The sequence below is a fragment of the Formosa bonchosmolovskayae genome (genome assembly GCF_051016085.1).
Taxonomy (GTDB): domain Bacteria; phylum Bacteroidota; class Bacteroidia; order Flavobacteriales; family Flavobacteriaceae; genus Formosa.
Genome location: NZ_CP174605.1, coordinates 3,424,193 through 3,447,392, shown reverse-complemented (window position 1 = coordinate 3,447,392; position 23,200 = coordinate 3,424,193). Strand labels below are relative to the sequence as shown.

General features: G+C 33.1%; 25 protein-coding genes. 21 read left to right on the top strand and 4 right to left on the bottom strand.

Annotation, left to right across the window (positions count from 1 at the left end; translation table 11 throughout):
• Positions 1–3 precede the first annotated feature (3 nt).
• The 14 genes from ACKC83_RS14815 (at position 4) to hisIE (ending at position 16,192) form a co-directional block, all read left to right on the top strand.
• The gene (locus ACKC83_RS14815; protein WP_434036113.1) at positions 4–942 is read left to right on the top strand and encodes a UDP-3-O-(3-hydroxymyristoyl)glucosamine N-acyltransferase; all 939 of its coding nucleotides are present in this window, start codon (positions 4–6) and stop codon (positions 940–942) included.
• A 115-nt stretch (positions 943–1,057) separates the two neighbouring features.
• Positions 1,058–1,939 (top strand): succinate--CoA ligase subunit alpha, encoded by an 882-nt coding sequence (sucD, locus tag ACKC83_RS14810; RefSeq protein WP_414034613.1) that lies wholly within the window; start codon positions 1,058–1,060, stop codon positions 1,937–1,939.
• A 111-nt stretch (positions 1,940–2,050) separates the two neighbouring features.
• Positions 2,051–5,029 (top strand): M16 family metallopeptidase, encoded by a 2,979-nt coding sequence (locus ACKC83_RS14805; protein WP_434036112.1) that lies wholly within the window; start codon positions 2,051–2,053, stop codon positions 5,027–5,029.
• Positions 5,030–5,142: 113 nt separating this feature from the next.
• Positions 5,143–5,889 carry a 3-oxoacyl-[acyl-carrier-protein] reductase gene (fabG, locus tag ACKC83_RS14800; protein ID WP_414034611.1) on the top strand — a complete coding sequence of 249 codons (747 nt, stop codon included), beginning with the start codon at positions 5,143–5,145 and terminating at the stop codon, positions 5,887–5,889.
• A gap of 3 nt (positions 5,890–5,892) precedes the next feature.
• Positions 5,893–7,920 (top strand): VWA domain-containing protein, encoded by a 2,028-nt coding sequence (locus ACKC83_RS14795; protein ID WP_434036111.1) that lies wholly within the window; start codon positions 5,893–5,895, stop codon positions 7,918–7,920.
• Positions 7,921–7,930: 10 nt separating this feature from the next.
• Positions 7,931–8,746: a prohibitin family protein gene (locus ACKC83_RS14790; RefSeq protein ID WP_038529190.1), complete on the top strand. Its 816-nt coding sequence runs from the start codon at positions 7,931–7,933 to the stop codon at positions 8,744–8,746.
• A 247-nt stretch (positions 8,747–8,993) separates the two neighbouring features.
• Positions 8,994–9,851, top strand: a complete 858-nt coding sequence (gene hisG / locus ACKC83_RS14785) for an ATP phosphoribosyltransferase (protein WP_434036110.1) — start codon at positions 8,994–8,996, stop codon at positions 9,849–9,851.
• A 15-nt stretch (positions 9,852–9,866) separates the two neighbouring features.
• On the top strand, positions 9,867–11,156 hold the full coding sequence (gene hisD, locus ACKC83_RS14780) for a histidinol dehydrogenase (RefSeq protein ID WP_434036109.1): 1,290 nt from the start codon (positions 9,867–9,869) through the stop codon (positions 11,154–11,156).
• On the top strand, positions 11,156–12,196 hold the full coding sequence (gene hisC / locus ACKC83_RS14775; protein WP_414034608.1) for a histidinol-phosphate transaminase: 1,041 nt from the start codon (positions 11,156–11,158) through the stop codon (positions 12,194–12,196). Before hisD ends, hisC begins: the two co-directional genes overlap by 1 nt.
• Complete coding sequence (gene hisB / locus ACKC83_RS14770) at positions 12,193–13,329, top strand: bifunctional histidinol-phosphatase/imidazoleglycerol-phosphate dehydratase HisB (protein WP_434036108.1); 1,137 nt, start codon at positions 12,193–12,195, stop codon at positions 13,327–13,329. The genes hisC and hisB overlap by 4 nt, the downstream gene beginning before the upstream one ends.
• Before the next feature lie 68 nt (positions 13,330–13,397).
• Positions 13,398–14,057 carry an imidazole glycerol phosphate synthase subunit HisH gene (gene hisH / locus ACKC83_RS14765; RefSeq protein ID WP_434036107.1) on the top strand — a complete coding sequence of 220 codons (660 nt, stop codon included), beginning with the start codon at positions 13,398–13,400 and terminating at the stop codon, positions 14,055–14,057.
• A gap of 19 nt (positions 14,058–14,076) precedes the next feature.
• The gene (hisA, locus tag ACKC83_RS14760) at positions 14,077–14,805 is read left to right on the top strand and encodes a 1-(5-phosphoribosyl)-5-[(5-phosphoribosylamino)methylideneamino]imidazole-4-carboxamide isomerase (protein ID WP_434036106.1); all 729 of its coding nucleotides are present in this window, start codon (positions 14,077–14,079) and stop codon (positions 14,803–14,805) included.
• A gap of 6 nt (positions 14,806–14,811) precedes the next feature.
• Complete coding sequence (gene hisF / locus ACKC83_RS14755; RefSeq protein WP_434036105.1) at positions 14,812–15,567, top strand: imidazole glycerol phosphate synthase subunit HisF; 756 nt, start codon at positions 14,812–14,814, stop codon at positions 15,565–15,567.
• 25 nt (positions 15,568–15,592) lie between these two features.
• On the top strand, positions 15,593–16,192 hold the full coding sequence (hisIE, locus tag ACKC83_RS14750) for a bifunctional phosphoribosyl-AMP cyclohydrolase/phosphoribosyl-ATP diphosphatase HisIE (protein ID WP_434036104.1): 600 nt from the start codon (positions 15,593–15,595) through the stop codon (positions 16,190–16,192).
• Positions 16,193–16,256: 64 nt separating this feature from the next.
• Here the strand turns inward: hisIE and ACKC83_RS14745 are convergent, their stop codons facing one another.
• On the bottom strand, positions 16,257–16,670 hold the full coding sequence (locus ACKC83_RS14745) for a hypothetical protein (protein WP_434036103.1): 414 nt from the start codon (positions 16,668–16,670) through the stop codon (positions 16,257–16,259).
• Between the two features lie 104 nt (positions 16,671–16,774).
• Between ACKC83_RS14745 and ACKC83_RS14740 the strand changes: the two genes are divergently transcribed.
• From ACKC83_RS14740 to ACKC83_RS14725, 4 genes are all read left to right on the top strand, one after another.
• Complete coding sequence (locus tag ACKC83_RS14740) at positions 16,775–17,563, top strand: tRNA pseudouridine synthase A (protein WP_434036102.1); 789 nt, start codon at positions 16,775–16,777, stop codon at positions 17,561–17,563.
• 255 nt (positions 17,564–17,818) lie between these two features.
• Positions 17,819–17,977 (top strand): DUF1328 family protein, encoded by a 159-nt coding sequence (locus ACKC83_RS14735; RefSeq protein WP_382382945.1) that lies wholly within the window; start codon positions 17,819–17,821, stop codon positions 17,975–17,977.
• 44 nt (positions 17,978–18,021) lie between these two features.
• Positions 18,022–18,561, top strand: coding sequence for a hypothetical protein (locus ACKC83_RS14730; RefSeq protein ID WP_434036101.1), 540 nt, complete (start codon positions 18,022–18,024; stop codon positions 18,559–18,561).
• 77 nt (positions 18,562–18,638) lie between these two features.
• Positions 18,639–19,307, top strand: coding sequence for a DUF2461 domain-containing protein (locus ACKC83_RS14725; RefSeq protein WP_434036100.1), 669 nt, complete (start codon positions 18,639–18,641; stop codon positions 19,305–19,307).
• 17 nt (positions 19,308–19,324) lie between these two features.
• Here the strand turns inward: ACKC83_RS14725 and ACKC83_RS14720 are convergent, their stop codons facing one another.
• On the bottom strand, positions 19,325–19,738 hold the full coding sequence (locus ACKC83_RS14720; RefSeq protein ID WP_414034598.1) for a glyoxalase: 414 nt from the start codon (positions 19,736–19,738) through the stop codon (positions 19,325–19,327).
• A gap of 121 nt (positions 19,739–19,859) precedes the next feature.
• On the opposite strand from ACKC83_RS14720, the gene ACKC83_RS14715 reads away from it, so the two are divergent.
• From ACKC83_RS14715 to ACKC83_RS14705, 3 genes are all read left to right on the top strand, one after another.
• A complete protein-coding gene (locus ACKC83_RS14715; RefSeq protein WP_414034597.1) occupies positions 19,860–20,252 on the top strand; it encodes an acyl-CoA thioesterase in 393 nt (130 codons plus the stop codon).
• Positions 20,253–20,335: 83 nt separating this feature from the next.
• Positions 20,336–20,839 (top strand): hypothetical protein, encoded by a 504-nt coding sequence (locus tag ACKC83_RS14710; RefSeq protein ID WP_434036099.1) that lies wholly within the window; start codon positions 20,336–20,338, stop codon positions 20,837–20,839.
• A gap of 26 nt (positions 20,840–20,865) precedes the next feature.
• On the top strand, positions 20,866–21,540 hold the full coding sequence (locus ACKC83_RS14705) for an OmpA family protein (protein ID WP_414034595.1): 675 nt from the start codon (positions 20,866–20,868) through the stop codon (positions 21,538–21,540).
• A gap of 93 nt (positions 21,541–21,633) precedes the next feature.
• On the opposite strand, the gene ACKC83_RS14700 is transcribed toward ACKC83_RS14705, so the two are convergent.
• Both ACKC83_RS14700 and ACKC83_RS14695 read right to left on the bottom strand, forming a co-directional pair.
• A complete protein-coding gene (locus ACKC83_RS14700; RefSeq protein WP_434036098.1) occupies positions 21,634–22,878 on the bottom strand; it encodes a mechanosensitive ion channel family protein in 1,245 nt (414 codons plus the stop codon).
• Complete coding sequence (locus ACKC83_RS14695; protein WP_414034593.1) at positions 22,879–23,169, bottom strand: DUF3817 domain-containing protein; 291 nt, start codon at positions 23,167–23,169, stop codon at positions 22,879–22,881. It lies immediately after the preceding gene.
• Positions 23,170–23,200 lie beyond the last annotated feature (31 nt).

The following is a 23,200-nucleotide window of genomic DNA, read 5'->3' as shown; positions in this document are numbered from 1 at the left end:
ATCTTGAAATTTCCTCAAACATATACTTTAAAACAAATAGCAACCATTATTGGTTGTAAATTTGTGGGAGCAGACGATTTTCCTGTTTTAGGCATGAACGAAATTCATGTGGTAGAAACAGGAGATATTGTGTTTGTAGACCATCCTAAATATTACGATAAAGCATTACAATCTGCCGCAACCATTGTTTTAATTAACAAGGAAGTAGATTGCCCAGAAGGGAAGGCGTTATTAATTTCAGACGACCCATTTAGAGATTTTAATACATTAACGCAGTTTTTTAAACCGTTTCAAAGTGCGAATAAAAGCATGTTGGAGTCGGCTACAGTTGGAGAACATACTGTTATTCAGCCTAATTGCTTTATTGGGCATAATGTAACTATTGGTAAAAATTGTATCATTCATTCAAACGTAAGTATTTATGATGATGCGGTAATTGGTGATAATGTTATTATTCATGCCGGAACAGTTTTAGGTGCTTCAGCTTTTTACTATAAAAACAGACCAGAAGGTTTTGACCAGTTGAAATCTGGAGGACGGGTGGTAATTAAGGATAATGTGCATATTGGTGCATTATGTACAATAGATAAAGGGGTTACTGGAGATACTATAATTGGAGAAGGTTCTAAATTAGACAATCAGATACAAGTTGGTCACGATACCGTAATTGGTAAAAAATGTTTAATCGCATCTCAAGTGGGAATTGCTGGATGTGTTGTGATTGAAGACGAAGTGACTATTTGGGGACAAGTAGGAACAACGAGTGGGATTAGAATAGGAGCGAAGGCTGTAATTATGGGACAAACTGGAGTTACCAAATCGGTAGCCGGTGGTAAAACTTATTTCGGAACTCCTATAGAAGAATCTAGGAATAAATTAAAGGAATTTGCTATGTTAAGACAACTTCCTAAAATAATTGAAAAATTAAAAGAGAATCAATAATTTTTCATGGGCTTGATTAAGCTCAATATTTTTAAATAAAGTAGAAAAAAAATATAAAAGATAATTGTTAAAACTTTACATTTGTAAAGCTTTTAAATAAATAAAACAAACAAAAATGAGCGTTTTAGTAAATAAAGATTCGAAAATAATAGTTCAAGGTTTTACTGGTAGTGAAGGTACTTTTCACGCTGGACAAATGATTGAATATGGTACAAACGTAGTAGGAGGAGTTACTCCTGGGAAAGGTGGTCAGACACATTTAGATAGACCCGTTTTTAATACAGTAAAAGATGCTGTAGATCAAGCAGGTGCAGATACTACAATTATTTTTGTACCGCCAGCTTTTGCTGCCGATGCTATTATGGAAGCTGCCGATGCTGGTATTAAAGTTATTATAACTATTACAGAAGGTATTCCTGTAGCAGATATGATTAAAACTGCTGCATATATTAAAGGTAAAGATTGTCGCCTAATCGGACCAAACTGTCCAGGTGTAATTACTCCAGAAGAAGCTAAAGTTGGTATTATGCCAGGTTTTGTATTTAAAAAAGGTACTGTAGGTATTGTATCTAAATCAGGTACATTAACTTACGAAGCTGCAGACCAAGTTGTAAAACAAGGTTTAGGAATTACTACAGCTATTGGTATTGGAGGAGATCCAATTATTGGAACAACGACTAAAGAAGCTGTTGAACTTTTAATTAATGATCCAGAAACCGAAGCAGTTGTAATGATTGGTGAAATTGGAGGTCAGTTAGAAGCAGATGCTGCTCACTGGTATAAAGCTAGTGGAAGTAAAAAACCAGTTGTAGGTTTTATCGCCGGAGAAACTGCTCCTGCTGGACGTACAATGGGACATGCTGGTGCTATTGTTGGTGGTAGTGATGACACTGCTCAAGCTAAAAAAGCAATTATGAAAGAATGTGGTATTCACGTGGTGAACTCTCCTGCAGAAATTGGTAAAAAAGTAGCTGAAGTTTTAGCACAATTAGCTTAAAACCTAAAGATTTTTAGCAGATTCGTACTGTTAAAAAAAATATAATATTATAAGTTTTAAATCCGTTAACAGTAATTTGTTAACGGATTTTTTAATTTTTAAATTATGAATATGAAACCAATTAAACTCATGGTTATGCTTTGTTTTCTTGCTACTTTAAATATAGCATGCAAGCAAAACAATACCGATGATACTAACAAAACAGTGAAGTCAGAAGTGAAAAAAGACGCAAATGGATTTTCTTATGAAGTGGTAAATAACGATCCTACAGGATTACGTTTATATACTTTAGAAAACGGATTACAAGTATACTTAAGTCAGAATACAGACGAGCCTAAAATTCAAACCTACATAGCTGTGCGTGCTGGTTCTAATTACGATCCTAGTAATTCTACAGGATTAGCTCACTATTTAGAACACATGCTTTTTAAAGGAACCGACGAAATCGGAACCTTAGATTGGGAAAAAGAAAAAGAATATATTAAACAAATTTCCGACTTATACGAAGCACATCGTGCAGAAAAAGACGAAGCTAAGAAATTAGAAATCTATAAAAAGATAGACGAAGTATCTTTAGAGGCTTCAAACTATTCCGTAGCTAACGAGTACGATAAAATGGTTAGCGGTATGGGAGCCACAGGAACAAATGCACATACTTGGTTTGAAGAAACTGTATATAAAAACAAAATTCCTGCTAATGAGTTAAACAAATGGCTGACTTTAGAGAGCGATCGTTTTAGTAAATTGGTTTTAAGATTATTCCACACCGAACTAGAAGCTGTTTTCGAAGAATTCAACCGAACGCAAGACGACGATGGTAGAAAAGTCTATACGGCCATGTTAGATGGTTTATTTCCACAACATCCCTACGGACAACAACAAACAATTGGTATTTCAGATCATTTAAAAAATCCGTCTTTAGTCGATATTAATAATTATTTCAACACGTATTATGTGCCAAATAATATGGCTATGGTATTGGTTGGAGATATAGAATTCGATAAAACCATACAAGAAGTAAACAATACATTCGGTAAATTAAAGAAGAAAGATGTAGTACATCCTACACTTCCAACCGAAGAACCAATTACAACACCTAAAGTAAGAGAAGTATTTGGTCCAACGGCAGAAAATATTGCGATAGGTTATAGATCTAATGGTATAAAGTCTGAAGATGAGAAATTCGTTACGCTCGCAAATATGATTTTGTCTAATGGCCAAGCTGGTTTGATAGATTTAGATTTAAATCAGAAGCAATTGGTACAGAGAGCGGGAAGTTATACCATGTTTTTAAACGATTACGGATTACAACAATTTTATGGAAGTCCGAAAGAAGGTCAAAGTTTAGACGATGTTAAAGATTTAATCTTCGCCCAAATAGATAAGCTTAAAAAGGGAGAATTCGATGAGTGGTTGCTTGAAGCGACCATAAACGACTTAAAACTAACGCAAACAAAACAATACGAAAATAGTACAGCCTTAGCTTCAGCTTATTTTAATGCGTTTATTCATCATGAAAAATGGTCTGATAAAGTTCAGTTTTTAGAGGAATTAAGAAAAATTTCGAAACAAGAGTTAGTAGATTTCGCGAATCGTTTTTACCAAGACAATTATGTGGTTGTATATAAAAGAAAAGGTGAAGATAGTAATGTAGTTAAAGTTGAAAACCCTGGAATTACACCGGTTAATTTAAACCGAGACAAAAGCTCTAAATATTTAGATCATTTTCAGGATATAGAAGCGGAAGCTCTAGAGCCTAAATTTGTAGATTATAAATCTGCTATAAAAGAAACGGCTTTAGATAAAGGTGTTAAAGTGTCGTTTATAGAGAATGAAACTAACGATTTATTCAACCTAAATATCATTTTTGATATGGGAACGGATAACGATAAAAAATTAGGTGTAGCTGTTGGGTTTTTAGAATACTTAGGTACCGATAGCTTATCGGCCGAAGATGTTAAGAAAGAGTTCTATAAGCTAGGTATAAACTATTATGTAAGTGCTGGGAGTGACGTGACTTATATTGGTTTAAGTGGTTTAAGAGAAAACTTACCAAAAGGATTAGAATTACTTGAAAATGTATTGGGTAATGCAAAGTCAGATCCAGAAGCTTATGCAAGTTATGTAGATAAGATATTAAAAGGAAGACAAAACGGTAAGACTCAAAAACGTAATATTTTATGGAATGGGTTAGTTAATTATGGTCAGTATGGCGAGAATTCACGATTAAGAAATGTTCTTAAGGCTTCCGAGCTAAAGGCACAAGATCCGCAAGAATTGGTGGATATTGTTAAAGGCTTAAAAGATTATAAACAGCGCATTTTTTATTATGGTAAAGATTTAGATCATGCTGTAACGGCATTAAACAAGGAACATCAATTAATATCGCCCTTAAAGGATTATCCTGAAGCTTCTACTTACGTTGAAAAGGAAACTGGAGGGAATGTGTATTTCGTAAACTATGATATGGTTCAATCGGAAATGGTGTTTTTAGCCAAGGGAAAACCTTTTGATGCAGAAAATCTTGCCGCAGCAGGACTTTTTAACGCTTATTTTGGTAGTGGACTGTCGTCTATTGTATTTCAGGAAATTAGAGAATCTAAGTCTTTAGCGTATTCAGCATTTTCTAATTACGATACGGCTAATAGAAAAACGGAATCTAATTACGTAAAAGCTTATATAGGTACACAAGCCAATAAAATGGAACAAGCGGTAGAGGCTATGATGACATTAATGAGTGATATGCCAGAAGCTGAAGAACAATTTGAGGCGGCCAAAGATGCTGCGTTAAAGAAAATTTCGGCGCAACGTATTACAAAAGCGAGTATATTCTGGAGTTATGAAAACTTGAAAAAGTTAGGTATAGAAAACGATAACAGAGAAGCGATGTATAATACAATCAAATCTATGCAAATGAGTGATTTGCGTGATTTCTTTAATAAAAATATTAAAGGCGAAAATTACAATGTCATGGTTATAGGTAATAAAAAAGATATCGATTTTAAAGCCTTAAGTAAATTAGGAGAAATTAAAGAAATGGATGTCGATTATTTATTTAATTACGATACGACAACCGATGTAAAGATGTAATTGGCATTAATACGGTATATAGATTTTAAAACCTCACAATTTTTGTGAGGTTTTTTTATTTGGTCAGACTTTGAATTAGTATATTTGAAATTCAATATTTTATTTAATTATACATGAAATTATTAGAAGGAAAAACAGCTATTATTACAGGTGCAAGCCGTGGAATTGGTAAGGGAATAGCTCAGGTTTTTGCACAACATGGTGCAAATGTAGCTTTTACTTATAGTTCTTCTGTAGAAGCGGCAAACGCTTTAGAAGCCGAGTTAAATGGCCTAGGAATAAAAGCTAAAGGTTACCAAAGTAATGCTGCTAATTTTGATGAAGCCCAAACCTTAGCAGACGATGTAGTAAAGGAATTTGGAAGTATAGATATATTAGTAAATAACGCAGGTATTACAAAAGACAATTTGTTAATGCGTATTAGTGAAGACGATTTCGATCAAGTTATAGAAGTAAACTTGAAATCTGTTTTCAATATGACTAAAGCAGTACAACGCACCATGCTTAAACAACGTAAAGGCTCTATTATTAATATGAGTTCTGTGGTTGGTGTAAAAGGTAATGCGGGACAAACCAACTATGCGGCGTCTAAAGCAGGAATTATTGGATTTTCTAAGTCTGTAGCTTTAGAATTAGGATCTAGAAATATTAGAAGTAACGTTGTTGCTCCAGGATTTATAGAAACAGAAATGACGGCAAAGTTAGACGAAGCTACTGTTAAAGGGTGGAGAGCAGGAATTCCTTTAAAAAGAGGAGGTACTCCAGACGATGTGGCTAATGTTTGTGTCTTTTTAGCTAGTGATATGAGTGCGTATGTTACCGGACAAACGTTAAACGTAGATGGTGGAATGTTAACATAATATATGTATACAGAAACCATATTATATATTATTCTCGCTGGAATTGTAGCACTATTGTTAGCCTTATTTCAGTATAAATTTAAAGTGAAAAGCATGTCTAAACAGTACATGCTTTTCGCTTTTTTAAGGTTTATCACTATTTTTTCGGTCTTACTACTGCTTATTAATCCTAAGTTCGAACAACTTAAATTAACTTCAGAAAAACCAAAATTATTAGTTGCTGTAGATAATTCTAATTCTATAGTTCAATTAAAACAAGACGAAAATGCTAAACAAGCCATACAGTCTATTCGGGATCATGCAGCATTAAACGAAAAATTTAATATTGAATATTATACGTTCGGTAACACCTTGAACGCTACAGATTCTGTATCTTTTACCGAAAAACAAACCGATATATCTTCAGCATTAGAGGCACTTCAAGATATATATAAGGACGATGTTGCGCCAACCATTTTAATTACGGATGGCAATCAAACCTTTGGCTCCGATTATGAGTTTTCATCGTATAATCAGCCCGTATATCCTATAATCTTGGGAGATACCACAACGTATGTCGATTTAAGCATAAGACAACTTAATGTAAATAAATACGCCTATTTAAAGAATAAATTTCCAGTTGAAACTATTCTGGTTTACAACGGAAAGGAACCGGTAAACACCACATTTTCGGTTACTACTGGAAAGCAAACAGTATTTACAAAACATATAACATTTAATAGTACTAATAATTCTGAAGTTTTACAGTTTACCTTGCCTGCGAATCATGTGGGATTGTCGACCTATAATGCGCATTTACAGCCTCTAGAAACAGAGAAAAATAAGGCAAACAATACAAAGAATTTTGCTGTAGAAGTGATCGATGAAACCATGAATATTGCAATTGTTTCTACCTATTATCATCCTGATTTGGGAATGCTTAAAAAGAGTATTGAGAGTAATGAGCAACGTAAAGTTTCAATTTTAAAGCCAAACGAAATTAAATCTAAATTAAATGATTTTCATTTAGTTATATTATATCAGCCTAATAATCAGTTTAAGTTTATTTTCGATGCAATTAAAACAGAAAATAAGAATGTCTTTATAATTGCAGGGAATCAAACCGATTGGTTTTTTCTTAATGAGCAGACCAATGCGTACGAACACGATATTACCCCGCAGACGGAAATATATCAGGGTGTTTTCAATACAAATTATTCAACGTTTATAGTAGACGATTTAGACTTCGAATCTTTTCCTCCATTACAATCTACATTTGGAGAGATTTCTTTTTTTACACCTGCCGAAATATTACTTTTTAAAAAGTATGGTAGTTTAACTACCGAAGAACCGCTATTAGCCACCCTTGAGACAAATGGTAGGCGAGAAGCTCTATTGTTGGGAGAAAATATCTGGCAGTGGCGAGCGCAAAGTTATATAAACGAAAAGTCGTTTCAAACATTCGATAATTTTATAGGGAAATTGGTACAGTATTTGGCATCAACTCAACGAAAAACACGTTTGATTGTCGATTTCGAATCGTTTTACGAAGGTGTGAATAGTGTCGTTTTAAAAGCGCAGTTTTTTAATAAGAACTACGAATTTGACGGACGAGAAACACTTCAAATACAAGTAAAAAATAATGAAACGGGCGAAGAAACGGCATTACCATTTGTACTTAAAAATAACAATTATCAAGTAGATTTAAGTCATTTGCCAGCCGCGACATACGACTTTACTGTAAGGGCTACAAATGAAAATATTTCGAAAACAGGACGTTTTACAATTTTAGAATATAATGTCGAACAACAGTTTTTAAATGCGAATGTTTCTAAGTTAAATGTATTAGCAAATAAAACAAGCGGAACATCTTATTTTTCAAATAGTTACGATTCTGTTTTTAATGAATTAATTTCTAATAAAAAATATTCGAGTATTCAAAAAAGCACAAAGACCACTCAAGGTTTAATTGATTGGAGATATGTGCTAGGAATCATAGTTTTCTGCTTATCTTTAGAGTGGTTTTTAAGAAAATATAACGGATTAACTTAATAAAAATATAATGGATAAATTACCTAAAATTGCATTGCCTATTCTTGTTGCTATCGTAGCAGTAATCATATTAATTTCAAAATCGGCTATCACCATAAACTCAGGGGAAGCTGGAGTATTATATAGAACATTTGATGATGGAGTTGTTACAGATGAACCTCCATTAGGGGAAGGTTTTCATGTTGTTGCACCATGGAACAGAGTCTTTATTTACGAAGTGAGACAACAAGAAATTTACGAAAAAATGAATGTGTTATCTTCTAATGGATTAGATATTAAATTAGAGGCTTCAGCATGGTTTCAACCTCAATTCGAAAATTTAGGAAAACTTCACCAAGAAAAAAGTGAAATGTATAAAGAACGTATTTTACTTCCTGCCATTCGTTCGGCAGCGAGAAGTGTAGTGGGACGTTATACACCAGAACAATTATATTCTAGTAAGCGTGATGCGATTCAGCAAGAAATTTTTGATGAAACAAAAAGTATTGTAGCTGATCAATACATTCAATTAAATCAGATATTAGTTAGAGATGTAACATTGCCTTCTACAATTAAAGATGCTATCGAGCGTAAATTAAAGCAAGAGCAAGAATCTTTAGAATATGAATTTAGATTAGTTACAGCTCAAAAAGAAGCTCAGAAGCAAATTATTGAAGCCCAAGGTAAAGCTGATGCGAATAGAATTTTAAGTGAGTCTTTAAATGATAAGATTTTACAAGATAAAGGAATTGAAGCTACGGTTAAATTATCTGAATCTCCAAATTCTAAAGTCATTGTAATTGGTTCAGGTGATAGCGGATTACCGATTATACTTGGAAATCAATAATTAATTAATATTTTTTAGTTTAAAACTTGCATAAGTGTTTTAAATTTTTGAATATTTGTGTATAACAAAAAAAGAACATGAACTTTATTCAATTACATCATCATCATTTTCATACTTGTACTTAGACGAGCTGAAAGTGTATTGAATAATTTTCAAAATAATATATTTTTAAACCCCGTTTGAGTTAATCAGATGGGGTTTTTATTTTTCTCCATATGATGTTACTCAAACCACATTAATCAACAAAATGAGTAAATTAAAAATTGCAGTCCAAAAATCAGGTCGACTTTACGACGAATCTATGCAAATCCTTAAAGACATAGGAATTTCTATAGATAATGGAAGAGATCAATTAAAAGTATCGGCTAAAAATTTCCCTTTAGAGGTGTTTTATTTACGTAACGGAGATATTCCTCAGTATTTAAAAGATGGTGTTGTAGATGCCGCTATTATTGGTGAGAATGTTTTAATTGAAAAAGGTGGAGACATCCAAATTGTACAAAAATTAGGATTTTCGTCTTGTAAGGTTTCTATCGCTGTTCCAAAATCGGCTAAGTATGCTAGTATGCAAGATTTGGAAGGGAAACGTATCGCAACATCTTACCCAAATACGGTACAACAATTCTTAGATAAAAACAATGTAAATGCTCAGTTACATATTATTAATGGTTCTGTAGAAATTGCTCCTAATATTGGGTTAGCAGATGCCATTGTAGATATTGTGTCTAGTGGAAGTACCTTGTTTAAAAACGGATTAAAAGAAGTTGAAGTTTTATTAAAATCTGAAGCAGTTTTAGCATCTTCACCATTAATTTCTGAAGCCAATTCAGACATTTTAAACATCATAAAATTTAGAATAGAATCTGTTTTAAAAGGACGTCGTTCTAAATATGTGTTATTAAACGCACCGAATGATAAATTAGACGAAATTATTGCCATTTTACCGGGTATGAAAAGCCCAACAGTATTACCTTTAGCACAAGAAGGATGGAGCTCTGTTCACACTGTAATCGACAAAAATAAATTTTGGGAAATTATCGACGAACTTAAAGGACATGGCGCAGAAGGTATTCTAGTTTGTCCGATCGATAATATGGTTTTATAAATAAAGGAACATACAATGAAAATTATTGAAAATCCCAATAAAGCAGATTGGTCAGACATTTTACAACGTCCTACGCAAACTGTAAATGACATTGAAAATACGGTTACTCAAATTTTTGATGATGTTAAACAGAATGGGGATAAAGCTATAGCAAAATACACTGAGCGTTTCGACGGCGTGACTTTAGATACTAATTTAGTGAGCTCGGATGAAATTGAATTTGCTAAAAGTCAAGTGTCAGCAGATTTAAAAGATGCGATAACGATAGCTTATAAAAATATTGAACGTTTTCATGCCGCTCAAAAAACCTCTAAAGTGGAAGTTGAAACTATGGCAGGAGTGCACTGCTGGCAAGAAAAACGAGCAATAGATAAAATTGGTTTATATATTCCAGGAGGAACAGCGCCTTTGTTTTCTACCGTTTTAATGTTAGCTATTCCTGCAAAAATTGCAGGTTGTAGTGAAATCGTTTTATGTTCGCCACCAAATGCTTCAGGTAAAATTGCAAACGAAATTTTATTTACTGCCGATTTATGTGGGGTTTCAAAAATTATTAAAGTAGGAGGGATTCAAGCCATTGCTGGCTTAACGTTTGGTACGGAAAATATACCTCAAGTCTATAAAATTTTCGGTCCAGGAAATCAGTTTGTAACGGTTGCTAAGCAATTGGCTACTAAATACGGTGTCGCTATCGATATGCCTGCAGGACCAAGCGAATTGTTAGTGGTTGCAGACGATAGTGCAAATCCGGCTTTTGTGGCTTCAGATTTATTAAGTCAAGCAGAACACGGGGCAGATAGTCAGGTGATTTTAGTATCTACTTCTAAAACCATGATAGACGATGTATTAAAAGCCGTAGATGTCCAAATAGAAGAATTACCACGACACGATATTGCAAAGAAAGCCATCGCGAATTCTAAGTTAATTTTAGTCGAAAACGACGAGATTGCTTTAGATTTAATAAATGAATATGCACCAGAACACTTTATTATATGTTCTAAAAACGAAGACCTGTTTGTAAATGGAATTCGAAATGCAGGTTCTGTATTTATCGGGAATTACACACCTGAAAGTGCCGGAGATTACGCTTCGGGAACCAATCATACATTACCAACAAACGGATTTTGTAAAGCATATTCTGGCGTTAATTTAGATAGTTTTTTAAAGAGTATCACATTTCAGAAAATAACAGATAAAGGTTTATTAGATTTAGGTCCGATTATTGAAAAAATGGCTGCTGCCGAAGGGTTAGAAGCACACAAAAATGCAGTGACTTTACGATTAAACGATTTAAATAAAAACTAATGGCAACTGTACAAGATCTTTTAAGACCTTCCATAAAAGCACTAAAAGCATATTCTTCTGCTAGAGATGAATTTCAAGAAGAAACCAGTAATATGGTGTTTATAGATGCAAACGAGAATCCATTTAATAATGGTGTAAATCGTTATCCTGATCCGCAACAAAACGCGGTAAAGGACATTTTATCTGAAATTAAAAACGTTTCAAAATCTAATATTTTATTAGGTAACGGAAGCGACGAAGTATTAGATTTATTGGTGCGAGCATTTTGCGAACCTAATAAAGATAACATCATTATTTTACCTCCTACTTACGGGATGTACGAGGTATTGGCAAATTTAAACGCTGTAGAAACAAGAAAGGTTTTATTGTCTGAAGATTTTCAACCAGAAGGGGACCAGATTTTAAAAGTAGCCGATGCTAATAGTAAAATATTGTTTTTATGTTCGCCTAACAATCCGTCAGGAAACAGTTTTAAAGACCACGAAGTAGAAGCCTTATTAAAGAAATTTGAAGGTATAGTGGTTATAGATGAAGCTTACATCGATTTTTCTAATCAAGACAGTTGGTTAGATCGCTTAAGTGAATTTCCAAACTTAGTCATTACCCAAACTTTATCTAAAGCGTATGGTATGGCGGGAATAAGATTGGGACTGTGTTATGCTTCAGAAGAAATTATAAAAGTTTTAAATACAATTAAACCGCCGTATAATATTAATGTGTTAACGCAAAATAAAGCGGTAGAATTGTTAAAACAAACCGATGTTATTAGTGATGAAATTGATTCTATTTTAATTGAGCGTAGTCGTTTAATTTCAGAATTAAAATCTATTGCTTATGTCGAAAAAATATATCCGTCAGATACTAATTTCGTACTCGTAAAAGTAGACGACGCCACTAAACGCTACAATCAATTAATAAAAGAAGGTGTTGTAGTTCGTAACCGAACAACGCAACCGTTATGCGAAAATTGTTTACGTTTAACCGTTGGAACACCATCAGAAAATAAAACGCTAATCACCGCACTTACCAAGTTACAATGAAACAAAAAGTACTATTTATAGATCGTGATGGAACGATTATTAGGGAACCTGCCGACGAACAAATTGATAGTTTCGAGAAGTTAGAATTCTATCCTAAAGTCTTTCAATATTTAAGTAAAATTGCGAAAGAATTGGACTATGAAATCGTAATGATTACAAACCAAGATGGTTTAGGAACAGACGTATATCCTGAAGATTCATTCTGGCCTGTTCATAATTTTATTCTTGAAGCCTTTAAAAATGAAGGTGTAGAATTTAAAGAGCAATTTATCGATAGAACCTTCGCAAAAGACAATGCGCCTACACGTAAACCTAATACGGGCTTATTAACTAAATATTTTTCTGAAGCTTACGATTTAGAAAATTCGTATGTTATTGGTGATCGTTTAACCGATATTGAATTAGCAAAAAACTTAGGGTCTAAAGGGATTTTTATTAACGATAATACAAATCTTGGTACAGATGAAATCACTGTGAAACGTGAGGCTTTAGATGATTTTATTAGTTTAGAATCTAACGATTGGGAAGCCATTTATAAACATTTAAAGGTTGAAGATCGTACAGGAAGCATAGAACGAAATACCAACGAAACCAAAATTAAAATTGATTTAAATTTAGACGGAACTGGTAAAAGTAATATTGAAACAGGAATCGCATTTTTCGATCATATGCTAGATCAAATTGCACGTCATGGGCAATTAGATTTAAATATAAAAGTGGATGGTGATTTAGAAGTAGACGAACATCATACTATTGAAGATACAGCTATTGCTTTAGGTGAGTTATTTAATACCGTTTTAGGAAACAAATTAGGAATAGAACGCTACGGTTTTTATTTACCAATGGACGATTGTTTAGCTTCTGCTGGTATCGATTTTGGAGGAAGAAACTGGTTGGTTTGGGAAGCCGATTTTAAACGTGAAATGGTTGGTAAAATGCCAACAGAAATGTTTTATCATTTCTTTAAATCGTTTACCGACGGTGCTAAATGTAATCTAAACATAAAAGCAGAAGGGACTAACGAGCATCATAAAATTGAAGCTATTTTCAAGGCATTTGCAAAAGCAATTAAAATGGCAGTAAAGCGCGATGTGGAAAAAATGATTTTACCATCAACTAAAGGGATGTTGTAAAGCACATCTTAATCTGCCCTTATGGTAGAGACACTCTTGTGTTAGTTGGAGTGAAAAGAATATAGAATATGAGTTTAAATAAAGAAAATTTACAGCAAACAAGTGAGAATTCTTCCTCTTCAGGAAAGTTAGAAGGGGCCCAATCTGTTGTAATTATAGATTATGGTGCCGGGAATATTAAAAGTATTCAGTTTGCATTTAAGCGTTTAGGCATAGATGCAGTTTTGTCTAACGATCCTGAAACGATTAGAAAAGCAGATCGTGTTATTTTTCCTGGTGTTGGTGAGGCGAGTTCCGCCTTAAAAATGCTTAAAAATAGTAAGTTAGACAAATTAATTCCGACGTTAACACAACCTGTTTTAGGAATTTGTTTAGGGATGCAATTAATGTGTAAAACTACTGAAGAAGGAAATACGGAAGGATTAGGGATTTTTCAAGTCGATGTAAAACGTTTCTCCAATACGGTAAAAGTACCGCAAATGGGGTGGAATACCATTACTAATTTAAAGTCCGATTTATTTAAAGATATTCCTGAAGAATCTTATATGTATTTAGTGCATAGCTATTATGCAGAAGATTGTAAAGAGGCCATTGCAACAACCAATTATAATGGAAACTATACAACAGCCGTAAAACATAACAACTTTTATGGTGTGCAATTTCATCCAGAAAAAAGCAGTATTGCAGGCGCTAAATTGCTTGAGAATTTTTTAAATCTAGAATCATAAACTGATTAATACGTAACTAATGAGAATTATACCAGCCATAGATATTATAGACGGAAAATGCGTCCGTTTAACTAAAGGAGATTACGATACTAAGAAAATATATAACGAAAATCCATTAGAAGTAGCTAAGAGTTTTGAAGATGCAGGGGTAGAGTATTTACACTTAGTAGATTTAGATGGTGCTAAAGCAAGTACAATTATAAACTATAAGGTTTTAGACCAAATTGCTTCAAAAACAAACTTAAAAGTTGATTTTGGAGGTGGTTTAAAAACAAACGAAGATTTACATATTGCTTTTAGTTCTGGAGCTAAACAAATTACTGGCGGTAGTATTGCTGTAAAAGACAGTAAAATGTTTGAAAGCTGGATTCAAAAATACGGAAGTCAGAAAATTATTTTAGGTGCCGATACTAAAAACGAAAAAGTGGCCATTAGTGGTTGGTTGGAAGAAAGTAGTTTAGAAGTTACCCCGTTTATAAAAGGCTACATGAGTAAAGGTATTCAGTATGTTATTTGTACCGATATCTCTAAAGATGGTATGCTAGAAGGCCCATCGTTCGATTTATATAAAAAGATTATTGCCGAAAATCCAAACATCAAACTAATTGCTTCAGGTGGAATTTCTTGTAAAGAAGAATTACCAAAATTAAAGGAATTAGGATGCGAAGGTGTGATTATCGGTAAAGCGATTTATGAAAACAAAATCAGTATGAAGGATTTAGAAAAACTGGTTGTAAACTCTCAATAAATTAATATGCTTACAAAACGAATTATCCCTTGTTTGGATATTAAAAATGGAAGAACCGTAAAAGGTGTAAATTTTGTCGATTTAATTGATGCTGGTGATCCGGTAGAATTGGCAAAACAATATGCTTTAAAAGGTGCAGACGAGTTGGTGTTTTTAGATATCTCGGCAACTTTAGAAGGTAGAGGAACAACCTTAGATATGGTATTGCATGTTGCAGAACAAGTGAATATTCCATTTACTGTGGGTGGCGGTATTTCTTCAATAGAACATGTCGATGCTTTATTACAGTGTGGGGCAGATAAAGTGTCTATTAACTCTTCGGCTGTAAAACGCCCTGAATTAGTTAAGGAATTGGCCGAAAAATTCGGAAGTCAGTGTGTGGTTGTGGCAATTGACGCTAAAGAAGTAGACGGACAATGGAAAGTACATTTGGCAGGAGGAAGCATTCCAACCGATATCGATTTATTTGAATGGGCAAAGCAAGTAGAAGCATTAGGTGCTGGTGAAATTTTATTCACTTCGATGAATCATGATGGCACTAAAAACGGTTTCGCAAACGAGGCCTTAGCAAAATTGTCGGGGATGTTAAATATTCCAATTATTGCTTCAGGAGGTGCAGGAACCATGCAACATTTTGTAGATACGTTTAAGGATGGAAAGGCAGATGCCGCACTTGCCGCTAGCGTATTTCACTTTGGCGAAATTCCTATTTCAGAATTAAAAGACGAATTAAAGAATAATAATATAGCCGTAAGATTGTAATATTTTACGATTCAAAATAAGAGTAATGAATATAGATTTCAATAAAAATAACGACGGATTAGTGCCAGCTATCGTACAAGACGCTTCAACAAAACAAGTGTTGATGTTAGGATATATGAATGCCGAAGCACTAGAAAAAACCAAAGCAACTAAATTAGTTACTTTTTTTAGCAGAACTAAAAATCGTTTATGGACTAAAGGTGAAGAAAGTGGAAATGTCCTAAATTTAGTTGATATTAAATTAGATTGCGATAACGATACATTATTAGTTTCTGTACTTCCTAAAGGACCAACATGCCATAAAGGAACAGATACGTGTTGGGGAGAACCAAACGAAGAATCGTACGGATTTATCTCACATTTAGAAGAAGTGATTAAAGACAGACGATTAAATTCGGATGCTTCAAAATCGTATGTGTCTTCGTTGTTTGAAAAAGGAATCAATAAAATTGCACAGAAAGTAGGAGAGGAAGCTGTAGAAGTGGTTATTGAAGCAAAAGATAACGACGATAATTTGTTCTTAAACGAAAGCGCCGATTTGTTATTTCATTACTTAATTTTACTCCAAGCCAAAGGTTTCGAAATAAAAGATGTTATCGACGTATTAAAAGGGAGAGAAAAATAGAAATCATAAAAAAGGAGAATCTAGCGCGCTAGATTCTCCTTTTTTATATATGTTGATTTGGGTATTAGACCAGCCAATTTTTAGATTTAGAATACTTAGAAAAGAACAGTAAGCCAACTGCGAATACTAAAACTAAAATTGGCATAATTACACTCGCAGGTTTTACTACATAAAACAAATACCCCATTTGGGCAATTACGGCCACTAAAGATGTAAGTGCCATAGGATATGCGAAACGTTTACGAACCATTAATAATATACTGGCAAGAAAACCGCACATTACTGCAACCGCATATGCGCGCATAACCCATGTTGGCATTTGTGCAATTTCTTGTAACTGGGCCTCGGTATATTGCGACCTAAAAGCTTCGGTGTTATTAGCTTGTATGAAATACTGTTGCACGCCCAAAGCATTCCAGAGTAAATAAAATCCGGTTACAATCCAGTACCAAATAGGGAGTTTAGTTTCGTTACTCATAAATCAATATAATTTGTAAATTTAATCAGGTTAAAAGTAGTGATTTTTTTGAGAAGTCTATTAAAATCGGTTACTTGCGTGTCCTTATATAAAAACATTTTCAGTTGAATAAACGTTATTTTTATCTTATCGAAATTCAGTATTTAGGTTATCGTTTTCATGGCTGGCAAAAACAGCCTAAGCTAAAAACGGTACATCTTATGATTGATAAAACCATGCGTTATATCATGGATGGAAAACCGTTTAAAACCTTGGGTTCAGGAAGAACAGATGCTATGGTGTCGGCGCAACAAGGTGCTTTTGAATTGTTTTTAGAAGATAAAATTGAAGATGAAGTTGCCTTTTTAGAACTTTTTAATTACAACTTACCTCAGGATTTAAGAGCATTGTCCATTACTGAAGTCGATAAGGATTTTAACGTGATTAATGCGTCTAAAATGAAAGAATACGTTTATGTATTTGCTCATGGTGCTAAATACCATCCGTTTTGTGCGCCGTTAATGACCACCATTTTAGATCCGCTGGATATCGAAAAAATGAAATTAGGAGCTAAACTTTTTGAAGGCGCTCATAATTTTAAAACTTACTGCTATAAACCTTCAGAAACGGGTGTTTTTAATCGTGAAATAGATACTTGCGAATTGGTTGAAAATACAATTTTTACGGCTAGCTTCTTTCCGGAGCAGTCTTATATGTTGCGTGTTAAAGGCAAAGGTTTTATGCGAAACCAAATTCGTTTAATGATGGGGGCACTTATTAAACTAGGTAAAAATGAGATTACTTTAGATTATATTAAAGAAAGCCTAAAGTCCGAAAGCACAGAAGTTATGGACTACATTGCTCCAGCTTCAGGACTAGTATTAAATGCTGTCGAATATGAAACGACAACGTAAATTTATACGTCTAATATAAATATGTGCTAAGCTTATTTTTTAGCATGCATTCTTCAACAATCAACCGAGTTCTAGTGGTAATTAGATTTCTTCTCCACACTACATTTTTATAAAATTACAGTAATAATAGACGGTGCTATCATTTTTAAGGCGCTTTGTATAGAGTCAATATAAAAAGTGTTAGAGAACTCCTACACTGTATAAAACATTTAATTTTACAGTAAAATAATATTAATCATTTAAAAAATTAAAATTATGTTACGTTGGACTATCACATTTATCATTATAGCAATTATCGCAGGAGTTTTAGGATTTGGAGGCATTGCAGGTGCGTCGGCCGGAATTGCAAAAATTTTATTTTTCGTTTTTTTAGTACTTTTTGTACTATCACTTTTAAAAGGTGTTATGAAGTAAATACGGCGACTTAAAATTTATTTATAATCTTAAAAATTAAAATTATGAAATCAATTTATATAGTAGTGGCATTACTGTTTATGTATACGGTAAATGCCCAAACCGATCCCAAGAAAGATGTTACTGTCGAATCTAAAAAGGTAATAACAACTATTAATAATGGGAGTGAAATTAAAAAGAATACAGTAGAATATCAGAAAAGAACGGAGCAGGATGTTAAACTCGCTGAAGGCGATAAAAACAAGATTAATCAGAGTCGTGTAGATACACCAGCTCAAGTTACTGAGACTGTTAGAGTAAATAATAATACACCATTTACATCTGATAGAAAATCTATGCAATACGAATTGGACGGCAAAATGTGTCAGTTTGATATCCATGAAAACGGATTTTTAATCACCGATTCGTCTAGTAATACACCTACAAAAGTAGAACAGTCTGATGCCGATTCTACTCAGTTTGTTATGAACGATAATGGAAAAACCGGAATTGGTTATTTTGACGAAAAAGGAAACTTTATAGTACAACAGTTCGATAAAAATTCGAATGAAATTGTATCTAAAGTATATACTTTAATAAAATAAAAGTAGCTTGTTTAATTTGCTATAGCCCTAGTTTACTAGGGCTTTTTTATATCTTTAGCCTCACAAAAATGTATGATATGATTTCTAAACGTGTACTTGATTACTTAACTGAATTAGAGCAAAATAACGATAGAATATGGTTTCAAGAGCATAAATCTGAATTTAGAGCTGTAGAAAAAGAGATAAAGGAAGCTTATAATGCACTATTTACGTTATTAAAAACACACGATGATGTCGATGCTGTAAAAATCTTCAGAATTTATAGAGACGTTAGATTTTCTAAAAATAAAACACCATACAAAACACATTTTGGTGGCTCCATTCACAGAGCTAAACCAAGTTTAAGAGGTGGTTATTATTTACAAATTAAGCCTAATAATCAATCTTTTATAGCTACTGGTTTTTGGGATCCGTCTAAAGAAGATTTACTAAGAATAAGAAAAGAATTTGAAGTCGATGCCCAAGAGATGAGAGATATTATGGGAGACAAAAAATTTAAATCGACTTGGGGAAATATAGAGGGCGAGGAGCTAAAAACTGCTCCAAAAGGATTCGATAAAAATCATCCCGATATTGATCTCATTAGAAAGAAGCAATTTATCTTTTCTAAAAAGTACACAGATCAAGAGGTTTTAGATCCTGATTTTCTAAAAAAGGTAAATAATGATTTTAAAACCATTAGACCTTATTTTAATTATATGAGTGATGTATTAACCACGAATATAAATGGAGAATCACTCATATAATTAAAGATAATTAGGTGTTAAACAGCACTAGCTAGTGGAGCATCTAAAATTTGAATATTGCTAACAAGTTGATCTTTTACTATGTTCATCATACGTTTATTGAGTGCTGAGGAGTTTTTAATATAAGTCAAGTATTCATCAACGGTAAACTGGCCGATAATCATACCCTTAATAGAGTTTCTAAATTTAATGTCTTTCTGAATGGCATTTTCTATGAAAATAACCTTTTTTGGTGTGCTTAAATCATAGAACATACTTTTGTGTTTTGTAATGTAGTTTCTTAAGACTTCAATAAAAAGGTCCTTTTGAAATTTAATAACAGGCCGTAATGTTTCGTTTTGAAAACGTTCGTCACTACTCATGTTTTCGCTAAGGGTTCCATAAGATGTGGCTGGTCGCATAGCTGTAATAGTGTTGTGTCTTGTAGTCATAATTTTAAACATTTTTCTTAAAATTATTAATTATCCCACTTGGATTTTTTATTAACGCCATTACTTGTTAACCTTGTTATGAACAATTATTAATTTACCTTTACCCAAAAAAATATTATTTATGAGATTTCATACCAGAAAATGGGTAAAACCAGAAGATTTAAATGCTAACGGAACATTATTTGGAGGTAAGTTATTAGCCTGGATTGATGAAGAAGCTGCATTATATTCGATTATTCAATTAGAAAACAGCAAGGTGGTGACTAAGTATATGTCTGAGATAAACTTTTTAAGTTCTGCTAAGCAAGGTGATATTGTTGAAATAGGTATACGCGTAGAAAAATTTGGAAAAACATCGTTAACGCTTTTTTGTGAAGTGCGAAATAAAATGACTAGAGAAGCTATTATTCATGTCGATAATATTATCATGGTAAACTTAGGGGAAGATGGAAAGCCTAAACCACACGGTAAAACAGAAATTGAGTTTGTTAAAGATCGATTGAGTAATCAATAATTACATTAAATTTTGAATAAAATTATAAAATTCTGTACTAAAAATATTAAATTAGTATTAATTAATAAATAACCACTTTAAATATGAAAAAATTAATTTACATGACTTTAGCGCTTATCGTGATGTCATGCTCGGGAACGAAATCTACTGCTGCAAAGCAACCAAGCAAGAAAATGTTAAAAGGGACATGGGAAGTTTCTAATATTAAATTTGTTGGAGATAAAGGACTTTACAAAGCATTTTTATTTGATTTAGCAGACTCTTCTTGTTTTAAAGGCGGAGAATGGGTGTTTATTCCTAATAACGGATCAGGTAAATTCTCTACCAATGTAAACAGTTCGATTTGCGAAGCCTACACACAAACTATTCATTGGTCGTTTTTAGAATCGGCAGACGGATTTACTCAGTTTCAGTTTAAATACGTAGGAGACGATGTTAAGGCTAAAAATGTAAAATCTGGTTACCGCGGAACGATTCAGGAAATTAGTGAAAATATGATGATTCTTAAAGTACCGTCTGAATATGAAGGGAATCCATTTGATGTTATTTTAACATTTAACAAGACTTCAGACAGCATTGAAATGTAATAATTTATTATAAAAACCAAATACACATGAAAAAATCAACAAGTATATTACTCGCTATAGCACTAATGTTTTCATTTACATTTGTGAGTTGCGACGCTATTAAAAATGCAAACGATACTCAAAAAGGAGCAGGAATTGGTGTTGCTGGAGGGGCTTTAATAGGTGGTCTTATTGGAGGTAACGTTACAGGTGCTTTAATTGGAGCAGCTGTTGGTGGTGCAGCCGGAGGAGTTATTGGTCACACAATGGATAAACAAGCCGATAAAATTGAAGAAGCTTTACCAGGAGCTGAAGTAAACCGTGTAGGTGAAGGTATTCAAATTGTTTTTGACGATAAGAGTGGTGTTACTTTCGCTACCAATAAAGCAGATTTAACAGCGGCGGCTAAAGAAAATTTAGATGCTATTGCCGAAGTATTCATTGAATTTCCTGACACAAACTTATTAGTTGAAGGACATACAGATAATACTGGTAACGACGATTATAATATGACGTTGTCTAAAAAAAGAGCACAATCTGTTGTTACTTATTTACAAAGTAAAGGGGTAACAGGCGATCGATTTGATGTTAATGCGTATGGAGAAACAAAGCCTAGATTTGATAATAACACTTCAGAAGGCCGTTCTAAAAACCGTCGTGTTGAGATTGGTGTTTCTGCAAATAAAGAAATGATTGAAGATGCTAAAGCACAAGCAAATTAGACTTCAACTACAAATACAATAGCATGAAAAAAGTCGAGCATTACGCTCGACTTTTTTATTACTATATCATATGTCATTTTAATTCACCTTATATTATTCCTGTTCTGGAGAATAATTGGAGAACTCGTAAATTTCTAAATCAAAATAAGGAATGGCAGCTAAACTGTGATCGAATATATCGGACATGATATACTCGTAATTTTGCCATCGCTTATCGCTACTAAAAGCATAAATTTCTAAGGGTAAACCTTGGGACGTAGGCGCTAATTGTCTAGTCATTATCGTCATGTCTTTATTAATAGCTGAATGACTTTCAATATAACTTTGTATATATTTTCTGAATACTCCCAAATTAGTCATGTTACGGCCGTTAATTAATACAGACTTGTCAATGTTGTTACTTGTATTATAACTGTTAATATCGTCTTGTCGTTGCGTTAAATAATCTGTTAGTAGCTGAATTTTTTTCAATTCATTTATTTGTTCATCAGTTAAATAATGCACACTTTTTGCTTTAATAATAAGCGCGCGCTTAATTCGTCTTCCACCTGAATTACTCATTCCTCTCCAATTTTTAAAAGATTCTGTAATTAAAGCATAAGTAGGAATATTAGTGATGGTCATATCAAAATTCTGAACTTGAAGTGTATTTAAGTTAATTTCAATAACCGTTCCATCCGCACCAAATTTTTCCATCGTTATCCAGTCTCCAATTCTTACTGTATCGTTAATAGCGACTTGTATACTCGCTACAAATCCCATAATGGTATCTTTAAAAATTAATAACAAAATGGCCGATGCCGCTCCCAAAGTGGTAAAAAAGGTTTTGATATCAATTCCTGTAAGCATTACAAAAATTAAACCAACGCCAATTAACCATAAAAATAGCATAAGAACTTGTATATAACTATCTATAGGTTTATCTCGAAGTCTTGGAAGTGTTTTAAAAAAAGATTCTAAGGTGTTTAGTATGCTTCTAATAATCCAAAGCACCAATACAACACAGTATAATTTTAAGAGTAATTCTACAATGCTTTCAAAAGCAGAGAAGTCAGCAAATACAATTGGTATGCATTTTAAAGCGATAATTAAAGGAACAACGTGAGCAACATTTTTAGGAACCTGGTGGTTAACTAATAAATCGTCGAACTTAGTTTTAGATTTTGCTGCAAATGTAGAAAACGCTTGAAGTAGAATTCTTCTGGCAACAATATCTGCTATAATTATAAACAAAACCAATAAAACCAACAAAGCAAGCATATTTAAGTACGTCGCAGAGTTCTCGGAAAGATTGAGTTGTATAAAATAATCGTAAAAAAAATGTGTGAATTTTCGCATTTATGAAGCGGGTTTAAAATATTTAGAATCTGCAATAAAAGTTCCGAAAGGGACTAAGGAGGCTAATAAAACAAGAGCTATAGTTTTAAGACTCCATTTTAATTCTATTCCAACTAATATGGCTAATACAACATAGCCCACAAATAATATACCATGAGGCATTCCTAAAAGTTTTACATACTGCGGATCGTGAAAAAGATATTTTATAGGTACAGCAATACCCAATAAAAGGATGTAAGAAATTCCTTCTAAGAAGCCAATAATACGTAGCGATTTTAATAGTGAATTCATAAGATATTTTAATTTTTGCAAATATACTAAA

Bases quoted from the DNA above. Each gene is read 5' to 3' on its own strand.
- sucD (WP_414034613.1), top strand. From the start codon at position 1,058: ATGAGCGTTTTAGTAAATAAAGATTCGAAAATAATAGTTCAAGGTTTT.
- ACKC83_RS14805 (WP_434036112.1), top strand. From the start codon at position 2,051: ATGAAACCAATTAAACTCATGGTTATGCTTTGTTTTCTTGCTACTTTA.
- fabG (WP_414034611.1), top strand. From the start codon at position 5,143: ATGAAATTATTAGAAGGAAAAACAGCTATTATTACAGGTGCAAGCCGT.
- ACKC83_RS14795 (WP_434036111.1), top strand. From the start codon at position 5,893: ATGTATACAGAAACCATATTATATATTATTCTCGCTGGAATTGTAGCA.
- ACKC83_RS14790 (WP_038529190.1), top strand. From the start codon at position 7,931: ATGGATAAATTACCTAAAATTGCATTGCCTATTCTTGTTGCTATCGTA.
- hisG (WP_434036110.1), top strand. From the start codon at position 8,994: ATGAGTAAATTAAAAATTGCAGTCCAAAAATCAGGTCGACTTTACGAC.
- hisD (WP_434036109.1), top strand. From the start codon at position 9,867: ATGAAAATTATTGAAAATCCCAATAAAGCAGATTGGTCAGACATTTTA.
- hisC (WP_414034608.1), top strand. From the start codon at position 11,156: ATGGCAACTGTACAAGATCTTTTAAGACCTTCCATAAAAGCACTAAAA.
- hisB (WP_434036108.1), top strand. From the start codon at position 12,193: ATGAAACAAAAAGTACTATTTATAGATCGTGATGGAACGATTATTAGG.
- hisH (WP_434036107.1), top strand. From the start codon at position 13,398: ATGAGTTTAAATAAAGAAAATTTACAGCAAACAAGTGAGAATTCTTCC.
- hisA (WP_434036106.1), top strand. From the start codon at position 14,077: ATGAGAATTATACCAGCCATAGATATTATAGACGGAAAATGCGTCCGT.
- hisF (WP_434036105.1), top strand. From the start codon at position 14,812: ATGCTTACAAAACGAATTATCCCTTGTTTGGATATTAAAAATGGAAGA.
- hisIE (WP_434036104.1), top strand. From the start codon at position 15,593: ATGAATATAGATTTCAATAAAAATAACGACGGATTAGTGCCAGCTATC.
- ACKC83_RS14745 (WP_434036103.1), bottom strand. From the start codon at position 16,670: ATGAGTAACGAAACTAAACTCCCTATTTGGTACTGGATTGTAACCGGA.
- ACKC83_RS14735 (WP_382382945.1), top strand. From the start codon at position 17,819: ATGTTACGTTGGACTATCACATTTATCATTATAGCAATTATCGCAGGA.
- ACKC83_RS14730 (WP_434036101.1), top strand. From the start codon at position 18,022: ATGAAATCAATTTATATAGTAGTGGCATTACTGTTTATGTATACGGTA.
- ACKC83_RS14725 (WP_434036100.1), top strand. From the start codon at position 18,639: ATGATTTCTAAACGTGTACTTGATTACTTAACTGAATTAGAGCAAAAT.
- ACKC83_RS14720 (WP_414034598.1), bottom strand. From the start codon at position 19,738: ATGACTACAAGACACAACACTATTACAGCTATGCGACCAGCCACATCT.
- ACKC83_RS14715 (WP_414034597.1), top strand. From the start codon at position 19,860: ATGAGATTTCATACCAGAAAATGGGTAAAACCAGAAGATTTAAATGCT.
- ACKC83_RS14710 (WP_434036099.1), top strand. From the start codon at position 20,336: ATGAAAAAATTAATTTACATGACTTTAGCGCTTATCGTGATGTCATGC.
- ACKC83_RS14705 (WP_414034595.1), top strand. From the start codon at position 20,866: ATGAAAAAATCAACAAGTATATTACTCGCTATAGCACTAATGTTTTCA.
- ACKC83_RS14700 (WP_434036098.1), bottom strand. From the start codon at position 22,878: ATGCGAAAATTCACACATTTTTTTTACGATTATTTTATACAACTCAAT.
- ACKC83_RS14695 (WP_414034593.1), bottom strand. From the start codon at position 23,169: ATGAATTCACTATTAAAATCGCTACGTATTATTGGCTTCTTAGAAGGA.